Raw genomic sequence first — 10,341 nt, 5'->3', positions numbered from 1 at the left:
TCCTGCCCTTGAATTTTTCAAAGACGGGCAGCAGCTTTTTGCTGCGCTCCCGGCCCACCTCGTAGAGGAGCAGCCAGGTGATCTCGTCCTCGGTGGCCGAGGGGTTCTCCGCGATCAGCCGGCGGATGCGGGGCTCCCAGTAGGGGAGCTCCTTCTTGACCACCGCGCCCACGATGATCGGGTTGCTCGTCGCGCCCACGATGCCGCGCGCGAGGCCGTAGTCCAGCTCCTCCTCCCCGCAGGAGTCCATCCAGATGTCAGTGTCGGGGAAGCGGACCGCCGTCTCGTGCAGCACGCCTTTATAGTCGCTCATATCGTTTCCTCCTGTCAATGGATGTGTGTCCTTATTCCTTCACGGTGCTGTCCCACGCGTCGCGGAAGACGCCGAGGCCGTAGGAGGTGAAGGGATGCTCGAAGGAGTCCTTGTAGACCTGCAGCCCGCAGGTGACGATGTCCGCGCCCGCGCAGGCGTAGTCGACGATCTGCTTGCCGCTGCGCACGGCGGCGACAATGATCTCGGTCCTGTAGTCGTAGTTGCGGTAGATCTTCACGATCCTGGAGATGTATTCGAGCGCGTCCTCGCCGTTGTTCTCCTTCCAGCCCACGAAGGGGGAGACGAACTTCGCGCCCAGCTTGGCCGCCTGGATCGCCTGGGAGGGGCTGAACACGAGGGTCACGTTGGTGCGCACGCCCTGCTCCTCGAGCTTTTTGGCGGCGATGACCCCCTGCTCGCAGCAGGGGATCTTGATGGCGTAGTTCTTCGAGTAGGAGGCGACCTCCTTGGCGGCCGCCACGATCTCCTCCCACTGGTCGAGGTGGGGGTTGATCTCGAAGGAGACGGGGAAATCCGTCCCCTCCAGGCCGGTCTCCCGCAGCCACGCCGCGATGTCCCGCACGCACTGCATAAACGGCTTGCCGCTCAGCTTGATGTGCTTGGGGTTGGTGGTCACGCCGTCGATGCAGTAGTGCTCGTAGGCGAATTTGATCTCGTCGAGTTTTGCGCTGTCCAAAAAGTATTTCATGCCGCTCTCTCCTTATTTGTAAATGGTTTCTTCCAGATTCGCCACCTTGACGCGCGCGTTTTTGAGGAAGTCCCTGCGCCACTCCTCGAGGTTGTCGGTGAAGCCGGTGTCGAGGAATTTGTCCACCATGGCGACGCCCAGTTCGGGCGCGACGATCCAGCCGCCCATCGTCATGACGTTGGCGTCGTTGATCGCCCGGCATTTCTCCGCCGCGTAGACGCTCTCGCACGCCACGGCGTAGACGCCCCGGTATTTGTTGGCCACCACGGCCATGCCCGCGCCCGTCCCGCAGATCAGGATGCCGCGCGAAAATTCGCCCGACTGGACCCGCTCGGCGACGACCGGCGCCACCTCGAAATAGGGGATGCCCGCTTCGAGCGATAAGGTGCCGCAGTCCTCCACCTCGACGCCCCGTTCAAGCAGGTGGGCCTTGACCGCCTCCTTGAGGGAAAAGCCCGATTTGTCCGAACCGATGATGATCTTTTGCACGATAACTCCTCCTTCGCGCGGGGCCTTCCCCGCGCCGTTTATCCCTTTTTCGCCGCGACGGCGGATTTGGCTGCCGCCGCGATGTCTTTCGCCGTGAGGCCGTACTTCTCCTTGAGGAACTCGGTGAGCCCTACCTCGCCGAAGTGGTCCCGCACCCCGACCCGGCGCAGCGGCACAGGGCGGTTTTCCGACAGGCACTCGGCGACCGCGCCGCCCAGTCCGTTTAAAATCGAGTGGTTTTCCGCGCTCACGACCGCACCCGTCTTGCCGGCGCTGGCGATCAGCAGCGCCTCGTCGAACGGCTTGACGGTGTGGAAGTTGAGCACCTCCGCGTCGATGCCGTCCGCCCTTAGAAGCTCCGCGGCGTCGAGCGCCTCGGCGGTCATGATGCCGCTGGCCGCGATGGTGACGTCGCGGCCCTCGCGCAGGACGATCCCCTTGCCGAGGGTGCAGGCGCAGCCCTCCTCGAAAATTTTCACCGCGTTGCGGCGCAGGAGGCGGATGTAGACCGGCCCCGCGCACTCCACGATCTGCGGGAAGGCGGCGCGCAGCTGGGCGCTGTCGGTCGGCTCGAAGATCGTCATGCCGGGGATGTTGCGCATGATCGCCACATCCTCCATGCTCATGTGGGTGCCGCCGTTGAGCTCGGCGGTCACGCCCGGGTCGCTGCCCATGATCTTGACGCCGAGCCCCGCGTAGGCCACCGACAGCGTCACCTGGTCGCACACCCGGCGGGTGGAGAAGGGGGTGAAGGTGTGGGTGAAGGGGATCTTCCCCATCGCCGCCATGCCGGCGGCCGTTCCGATCATGCCCGCCTCGGCGATTCCCACGTTGATCGTCCGCTCGGGGAACCGCTCTTTGAAGCGGCCGGTGCCGGCCGCCTTGCTCAAATCGGCCTCCAGGATGACGACGCGCTCGTCCCGTTCGGCCGCCGCGATGAGCTCATCCACATAGGTCTCCCTCAGCCATCTGTTTTCCAGTTCCATCATGCGTCCTCCTCGTCCAGCAGCGCCACCGCTTTTTGCCACATTTCCCCGGTGATGTTCATGTTGTGGGAGGCGACCTGGTTCTCGCAGAAATAGCCGCCCTTGCCCTTGACGGTGTCCAGAAGGATCATCGACGGGCGGTCGGTGATCTTCTGCGCGTTGTCGATCGCGTGGGAGATGGCCGCGACGTCGTGGCCGTCCACCGACTGCACATGCCAGCCGAACGCCTCCCACTTTTTGTCGAGCGGGTAGAGGCCGTTGACCTCTTCGATGTACCCGTCAAGCTGCATCTTGTTGTAGTCGGTGAAGGCGATCAGGTTGCCGAGCCTGCGGCTGCCCGCCAGCATGGCGGCCTCCCAGATCTGCCCCTCCTGGCTCTCCCCGTCGCCGATGATCGTATAGACGCGGACGGGGCTGCGGTCCAGCTTTCCCGCCACCGCCATGCCCACGGCGGCCGAGAACCCCTGCCCGAGGCTGCCCGTCGTCATATCGACGCCCGGCGTGCGGTTCATATCGCAGTGGCTCGGGAGGTTGGTGTTCGGACGGTTGAGGGTGTCCAGCCAGTCGAGCCCAAAATAGCCCCTGAGCGCCAGCGTCGCGTAGAGCGCCGGGCCGCCGTGCCCCTTGGAGAGGACGAAGCGGTCGCGGTCGGGCTTCTTCGGGTCCGCCGGGTCGATGTTCATCGCGTCGAAATAGAGCACCGCGAGGACCTCGGGCAGCGAGAGGCTGCCCCCGATGTGGCCCACACCGAGCTTCCCGATCGACGTCAGCGTGTATTTGCGGATTTCATGCGCCTTTTTCCGCAGCATGGCTGTTTTTTTCTCATTCAAGGCTTCCGGCCCCTTTCTTATAGGATCGAGCGCAGCAGCGCTTCGACGGTCTCCTGGTTCATTTCCGCCGGCGTGAGCTGTATGATCGCCGCCGTCAGCCCGACTTCGGCGATGTGCGGGATGTCCGCCTCCCGCACGCCCAGCTCCCGAAGCCGCACCGGCATCTTCATGCTCCGCATCAGCGCCTCCACCCCGTCCGCGAGCGCGTCCGCGTCCGCGTAGCCGAGGTACCCGGCGAGCACCCGCAGCTTTTCGGCCGCGCCCTGCTTCGCCGCCCGGATGAAGGCCGGGAGGGTGATCGAGCAGGCCGCGCCGTGGCTGGCGTGGAACTCGGTGGTCAGCGGGAAGCTGACCGCGTGGATGCCCGTCGTCCGGGTCTGACTGAACGCCACGCCCGCCACCAGCGCCGCCGTAATCATCGCGCCGCGCGCCTCGGTGTCGTCCGGATGGTCGTAGGCGGCCTTGATGTTCTCGAGAATCGTCTTGAGCGCGCCCATCGCCAGAAAGTCGCACATCGGCTGGCTCTCCTTGTTCCAGTAGGCCTCGATCGCATGGCAGAAGGCGTCCATGCCGGTGGAGGCGGTCACCGCCGGAGGCAGCGAATAGGTCATCTCCGGGTCGATGAGCGCCTCGTCCGCCCAAAACTCGTCGGTGACGAAGGGCATTTTGACCCCCGCGCGCGGGTTGGTGTAGACGCCGACGTTGGTGACCTCGCTGCCGGTGCCCGCGGTGGTCGGGATGAGGATCAGCTTCACCGCGCGGGGACCGAACCGTTTGGTGCCGCCCGCGTAGTAGTCGTAGATGCTGCCGCCGTTGGTCACGAGGCAGGCCACGACCTTCGCCACATCCATCGCGCTGCCGCCGCCCACGCCGATGACCGTCTCGGCGCGCGCGACGCGCGCGGCCTCGGCGCACGCGTCCACGCTCACGGTGGAGGGGTTGGGCTCGATGCCGCTGAAGTAGGAAACGGTCTTGCCCTCGAGCGCGCCGCCGAGCTTTTCGGCAACGCCGCTTTGGTAGAGAAAGGGATCGCAGACGATCATGACCCTCTCCCCCCGGATCCGCCCGGTCATGTTATGCGCGATGCCGACGCCGTAGTGCACGGCGACCGGCATGTGGAAGCGGAAATTCTTTGTGTTCATAGTCAACGCCCTCCTGGTCTTGATATGGTTTACATGGAGGCGGCCAGATGCCCCTCCTCCTTCTTACGCTGTTCAAACAGGACGCCCATCGCGCCGGCCAGCACCACCGCGACGCCCAAAAGCTGCTTCCCCGTGAGGGTCTCGCCGAAGAGCAGGAAGCTGATGACGGTCGAGACGATCGGCATGAAGAGCAGAAACACCTTGACGAGCCAGACGGGGAAACGCGCGAGGTCGTAGTAGTAGACGATGTAGACGCCCGTCTGCCCGAGCCCCGCGACGACGAGTCCGAGGGTAATCCCGGGGTCGGTCCCGAAGAGGCGGAGCTGCCCGATCGTGCCCATCATGCAGGCGGTGACGGTGAAGAGGATCATCGTCACAAAGTTGTTGTAGTAGGCGATCACATCGTTGGAGACGGAATTTTTCCCGCTGCGCTGCACGCTCTTGATGAGAAACGCGTTGATCGAGACGAAGAGCGCGCTCAGGATGAAGAAGATGTCCCCCTTTCCGCCGAGGGAGGCGTGCAGGAAGTCGAAATCCATCACGAGCAGCACGCCAAAGAGCATCACAAAGGTGTCGATCCACTCCCGGCCGGTGAACTTCTGCTTATAGATGATGACGCTGATGAGGTTGACGAAGAGGATGTCCGTCTTGAGCAGGGCGGTGCCCGCGCCCGCCGGAGAGAGGGAGAGACCGACGAACGCCGTGAGGTCGAGCAGGAAGCCCATCAGCCCGATCAGCAGCAGCCGGGCGAACACGCCCTTCACCCTCAAAAGGGAGGGCAGCTCCCGCTTCCAGAGCATGACGGCGGTCAGCAGCACCATCGTCAGCAGGCGGATGACGATCCCGACCGTAAAGACGGACATCCGCTCCACCGACTTGTGGCTGGCCACATAATAGATCCCCCAGATGAGCGCCAGCAGAAGCAGCGGCGCCGCCTGTTTTGGTTTCATCGCGATTCCCCCCATCCGCCTCCCCGTCATCGCGCCACGGAACCGGGCCGCGGACGATGGAGGACGCTCCAGAATTATTTAATTAATCAATTTAATAATATCTATTTTTATTATACCGATTTCCGCCCCTGTGTAAAGTGGTTTTCTGCCATATTTTCGTATTTTTGTCTGTATAACACAAATCAAACATGCCGTTTTGGCGTTTTTGCCTATGTTTTTCCAAGCTCTTCTATTAGTTAATCATTCTTTTTAAAGTCCTTTACCATCCTCCCATTTTTCTGCCGGCAGGCTGACAGCGGCCCGGCCGCCGCGCGCGTTTTTTCCCGCCGGGCGGCGCCGGCACCTTTTTTCCCCGCCGGGCATAGTCTGAAACAGGAAAAAAGGCACCAAAACCACCGACAGGAGGAATTCTATGCCCATCATCTATCTGAGCCCGTCCACGCAGGACTGGAATCACTTTGTCAACGGCGGCACCGAGGAATACTATATGAACCTCATCGCGGACGCGATGGAGCCCTACCTGCTCTCCTCCGGCATCCGCTGGGTGCGCAACACCCCCGACATGACCGCTGCGTCGTCGATCGCGCAATCCAACCACGGCAACTACGACCTGCACCTCGCGCTGCACTCCAACGCCGCGCCCGAGGGGGAGGCCGGGCTGCGTCAGGGCTCGGAGGTCTACTACTATCCGACGAGCGCCGCCGGGAAGCGGGCGGCCGACATCATCGCGGAGAACCTCAAGGAGATTTACCCCTACCCCTGGCTGGTCAAGACGGTCCCGACCACCCGGCTCGGCGAGGTCGCCAAGACGCGCGCGCCCGGCGTGCTGATCGAATTCGCCTACCACGACAACCTCGAGGACGCCGAATGGATCAAGGCCAACATCGCCGAGATCGCCGCCAACGTCGCCTATTCGCTGACCGATTACTTCGGCATTCCCTTCGTCCTGCCGCAGGCGCCGCGCCGGGGCACCGTCGTCGTCCGGTCGGGCTGGCTCAACATCCGCCAGTTCCCCTCCACCGAATCGCAGTCGATCGCACGCGCCTGGAACGGCGATCCCATCATCATCAACGGTCAGTGGAACAACTGGTACGTCGTCAACTTCCGGGGCACGGTCGGTTACGCCGATTCCCGCTACATCCGCATCCCGCGCTGACGGAGGGGAAGCATGAACGAACAGTATCCGTTTGAACTCGCCCCGCTCCCCTACGCCTACGACGCGCTTGAACCGTACATCGACACCCGCACCGTGACGGTCCACCACGACCGCCACCAGGCGGGCTATGTCAAAAAGCTCAACGAAGCCCTCCGGGAGTTTCCCGAATTCCACGGCTGGTCCCTCGAGCAGCTCATCCTCGGCTGCGACCGGCTTCCCGAGCGGATCCGCACCGACGTGCTGCGCAACGCGGGCGGCGTCTGGTCGCACGAGTTTTATTTCGACTGCATGACCCCGAAGCCCGCCTCCGCCTGTCCCTGCGGCACGCTCGCCAAGGCGGTGGACGCCGCCTTCGGCTCCTGCGAGCGGCTGCGCGACGTGATGACCCAGTCGGCGCTTACCCGGTTCGGCGCGGGCTGGGCGTGGCTCGCCTGCGACGGGGACGGGCGGCTGCGCGTCCTCTCCACCGGGAACCAGGACACCCCTCTGCCCCTCGGGCTGCGGCCGGTCCTCTGCGTCGACGTGTGGGAGCACGCCTACTACCTCAAGTACCTCAACCTGCGGGCCGATTATCTCGAAGCCTGGTGGAAGCTCGTCGACTGGCAGTTCGCCGGGGAAAATTACGAGGCCTGCGGGTGTGGAAAAATTTCCGTCGAAAACACTTGACTTTAGCGATTTTGCCTGCTAAAATAGAACTCAGCATTTCACATCAACGCGCCAATGCGTTGATGCGCGAAAGGCAGCGACCGGAGACAAGTAGGTCCTTCCGATCCCCCACAGAAAGCGGCCGGATGATGAGAGGCGCGGGGAGGGACGGCACCGAATACCCTCCGCGAGCCGCGCACCGAACGGGAAACCCAGTAGGCTGCGCCGGGAGCGCCCGTTAACGCGCGGGGTGGCCGGGAAGTCGGGCACCCGCAGAGGCGCCGCCCGCGAGGCCGGCGCAAACCGAGGTGGTAACACGGGAACACGTCCCGTCCTCCGGAAGTTCCGGAGGACGGGATTTTTGTTTCTCCGGAACCCCCGGAAGACGGGACGGCAATGAGGAGGACATCGTTATGTTTGAAAAAATCCTGATGATCGCGCTGTTTTTTGCCGTCACGGTCGGCATCGGCGTCTACTGCCGCCGCCACGCGGGCAACGTCGGCGACTTCGTGCTCGGCGGGCGCAACGTGGGGCCGTGGGTCACCGCGTTCGCCTACGGCACCTCCTACTTTTCGTCGGTGGTGTTCGTCGGCTACGCGGGGCAGTTCGGCTGGAATTTCGGCGTCGCCTCCACCTGGATCGGCATCGGCAACGCCCTCATCGGCAGCCTGCTCGCCTGGGTGGTGCTCGGGCGGCGCACCCGCGTCATGACCAAGCACTTCGAGTCGGCCACCATGCCCGATTTCTTCGCCAAGCGGTACTGCTGCCCCGCCCTGCGCACCGTCGCGTCGGTCATCATCTTCGTCTTCCTCGTGCCTTACTCCGCCTCGGTCTACAAGGGCCTGTCCGGCCTCTTCTCGATGGCGTTCGGCATCGACTTCACCTGGTGCGTGCTCGGCATCGCCCTGCTCACCGGCATCTACGTCGTGGTCGGCGGCTATATGGCCGCCGCGCTCAACGACCTCGTGCAGGGGATCATCATGCTCGGCGGCATCTGCCTCGTCGTCGTCTTCATCCTGAACGGCCAGGGCGGCTTCTCCTCCGCCTTCGCCCGGCTCTCCGCCATCCCGAGCGAGACGGCCCCCGCCTTAAACGGCGCGTTCGTCTCCTTCTTCGGGCCCGACCCGCTCGCCCTGCTCGGCGTCGTCATCCTGACGAGCCTCGGCACGATGGGCCTGCCCCAGATGGTCCACAAGTTCTACACGATCAAGAACGAGAAATCGATCCACGCCGGGACGATCATCTCCACCCTCTTCGCGCTCGTCATCGCGGGGGGCAGCTACTTCATGGGCGCGTTCGGGCGGCTCTACTACACCGTTCCCGAGGGGGGCAAGCCGGTCTTCGACAACATCGTCCCCCAGATGCTCGCCTCCTCCCTGCCCGACCTGCTGATCGGCGTCGTCATGATCCTCGTCCTCTCCGCGTCGATGTCGACCCTCTCCTCCCTCGTCATCACCTCCTCCTCCACCTTCACCCTCGATTTCCTTAAGGGCGTCTTCATGAAGGACATGACCCACAAGGTCCAGCTCCGCTGGATCCGGCTGCTCTGCATCTTCTTCGTCGCGCTGTCGGTCGTGCTCGCCCTCAACCCCAACAACCTCATCACCTCCCTCATGTCCCTCTCGTGGGGCGCGCTGGCGGGCGCCTTCCTCGGGCCCTTCATCCTCGGGCTCTTCTGGCGGGGCGCGACCACCGCGAGCGTGTGGGTGAGCTTCGCGGTCGGCATCGGCATCTGCGTGTGGAACTTCTTCTTCCCCTTCACCGCGCCGACCTCGGCGGGCGCGATCGCGATCGTCGCCTCCCTCGTCATCACCCCGCTCGTCAGCCTCGTCACCCCCAAGCTGTCGCAGCCGCACCTCGACGTGACCTTCTCCTGCTACGACGAAAAGGTCGCCGCCCCGCACAAGTTCGTGCTCAACCCGATTTCCGAATAGAACGCGAAAGCCCCCTCCCGCAACAGCGGGAGGGGGCTTTCCTTCCTCTTCGCGGGAGGGGCGGGCCGCTTTCTTTTTTCCCCGAAATTTTGTGATATGGGGTTGACAAAATCGACCGGCGCGGCTATAATAATATTCAGTAATCATTATCATTATTAAAAATAACCGGTAAGGATTGGAGCCTATGAAATATTCCAGACAGCGGGAGCTTATCCGCCAGGCTGTGATGGAGCACCCCGTGCACCCGACGGCGGACGCCGTCTACGCGATGGTGCGCGAGCGGGAGCCGAACATCAGCCTCGGCACCGTCTACCGCAACCTCAACCAGCTTGCCCAGCAGGGGGAGCTCCTCAAGATCTGCCTGCCCGGCGCGTCCGACCGCTTTGACGCGCGCACCGACGCGCACCACCACCTGCTCTGCGACCGCTGCGGCCGGCTCTACGACATCGAGCTCGGCGACCTGGGCGGCCTCGAGGCCCGCATCCGCGGCATTACCGACTTTACCGTGACCGGCTATCAGGTCTACATCACGGGGATCTGCCAAAACTGTGCCGAAAAGCACTGACAAATAAATTCAAGAAAGAGGTATGTGACATGAAAGATCTGAAGGGCACCAAAACCGAAGCCAACCTTGCCGCGGCGTTTGCGGGCGAAAGCCAGGCGCGCAACAAGTACACCTACTACGCCTCCAAAGCGAAGAAAGAGGGCTTTGTCCAGATTTCCAACCTGTTCTTAGAGACCGCCGCCAACGAGAAGGAGCACGCCGAGATCTGGTTCAAGCTGCTCCATGACGGCATCCCCGACACGGCCGCCTGCCTGAAGGACGCCGCCGCGGGCGAGAACTACGAGTGGACCGACATGTACGCCACCTTCGCCAAGGAAGCCAAGGAAGAGGGCTTCGACAAGATCGCATTCCTCTTTGAGTCGGTCGCCAAGATCGAGAAGGAGCATGAGGAGCGTTACCTCGCCCTGCTCAAGAACGTCGACACCAAGCAGGTGTTCGAGAAGACCGGCATCGTCATCTGGCAGTGCTCCAACTGCGGCCACATCCATGTGGGCGAGAAGGCCCCGCTGGTCTGCCCGGTCTGCGACCATCCGCAGGCGTACTTCCAGCTCCAGTGCAAGAACTACTGATTTTGTTTCCTCCCCAATTTTGAATACGCCTTCCAAATTTTCCGCCCGGTCGA

The 10,341-nt window shown here is 63.2% G+C and carries 11 protein-coding genes and 1 pseudogene; 5 read left to right on the top strand and 7 right to left on the bottom strand.

Features of this window, described 5'->3' with window-relative positions; translation table 11 throughout:
• The 7 genes and pseudogenes from ACZO3G_RS09155 to ACZO3G_RS09125 all read right to left on the bottom strand — a co-directional run.
• Positions 1-313 (bottom strand): annotated as a pseudogene (locus tag ACZO3G_RS09155) (transaldolase family protein); the annotation flags it as partial.
• A 31-nt stretch (positions 314-344) separates the two neighbouring features.
• Positions 345-1,022 (bottom strand): transaldolase family protein, encoded by a 678-nt coding sequence (locus ACZO3G_RS09150; protein WP_276872329.1) that lies wholly within the window; start codon positions 1,020-1,022, stop codon positions 345-347.
• A 12-nt stretch (positions 1,023-1,034) separates the two neighbouring features.
• Positions 1,035-1,511, bottom strand: coding sequence for an RpiB/LacA/LacB family sugar-phosphate isomerase (locus ACZO3G_RS09145; protein ID WP_101551694.1), 477 nt, complete (start codon positions 1,509-1,511; stop codon positions 1,035-1,037).
• Positions 1,512-1,549: 38 nt separating this feature from the next.
• Positions 1,550-2,497 (bottom strand): transketolase family protein, encoded by a 948-nt coding sequence (locus ACZO3G_RS09140; RefSeq protein WP_276872332.1) that lies wholly within the window; start codon positions 2,495-2,497, stop codon positions 1,550-1,552.
• Positions 2,497-3,306, bottom strand: coding sequence for a transketolase (locus ACZO3G_RS09135; protein WP_277138537.1), 810 nt, complete (start codon positions 3,304-3,306; stop codon positions 2,497-2,499). The genes ACZO3G_RS09140 and ACZO3G_RS09135 overlap by 1 nt, the downstream gene beginning before the upstream one ends.
• A 38-nt stretch (positions 3,307-3,344) precedes the next feature.
• Positions 3,345-4,469, bottom strand: coding sequence for an iron-containing alcohol dehydrogenase family protein (locus tag ACZO3G_RS09130; protein WP_276872335.1), 1,125 nt, complete (start codon positions 4,467-4,469; stop codon positions 3,345-3,347).
• Between the two features lie 29 nt (positions 4,470-4,498).
• Entirely contained in the window at positions 4,499-5,419 is a 921-nt protein-coding gene (locus ACZO3G_RS09125) for a DMT family transporter (RefSeq protein WP_101553250.1), read from the bottom strand.
• Between the two features lie 412 nt (positions 5,420-5,831).
• Here ACZO3G_RS09125 and ACZO3G_RS09120 point away from each other — a divergent pair, with 412 nt between their 5' ends.
• The 5 genes from ACZO3G_RS09120 (at position 5,832) to rbr (ending at position 10,288) form a co-directional block, all read left to right on the top strand.
• Complete coding sequence (locus tag ACZO3G_RS09120) at positions 5,832-6,575, top strand: N-acetylmuramoyl-L-alanine amidase (protein WP_276872337.1); 744 nt, start codon at positions 5,832-5,834, stop codon at positions 6,573-6,575.
• A 12-nt stretch (positions 6,576-6,587) separates the two neighbouring features.
• Positions 6,588-7,241 (top strand): superoxide dismutase, encoded by a 654-nt coding sequence (locus ACZO3G_RS09115; protein WP_276872339.1) that lies wholly within the window; start codon positions 6,588-6,590, stop codon positions 7,239-7,241.
• Between the two features lie 392 nt (positions 7,242-7,633).
• Entirely contained in the window at positions 7,634-9,154 is a 1,521-nt protein-coding gene (locus tag ACZO3G_RS09110) for a sodium:solute symporter family transporter (protein ID WP_276872340.1), read from the top strand.
• Between the two features lie 184 nt (positions 9,155-9,338).
• Entirely contained in the window at positions 9,339-9,719 is a 381-nt protein-coding gene (locus tag ACZO3G_RS09105; RefSeq protein WP_276872341.1) for a Fur family transcriptional regulator, read from the top strand.
• Positions 9,720-9,748: 29 nt separating this feature from the next.
• Positions 9,749-10,288, top strand: coding sequence for a rubrerythrin (gene rbr / locus ACZO3G_RS09100; protein ID WP_101551708.1), 540 nt, complete (start codon positions 9,749-9,751; stop codon positions 10,286-10,288).
• Positions 10,289-10,341: the final 53 nt, after the last annotated feature.

This window comes from Anaerotruncus sp., from assembly GCF_057433415.1.
This window is presented reverse-complemented; position numbering and strand designations above follow the sequence as displayed.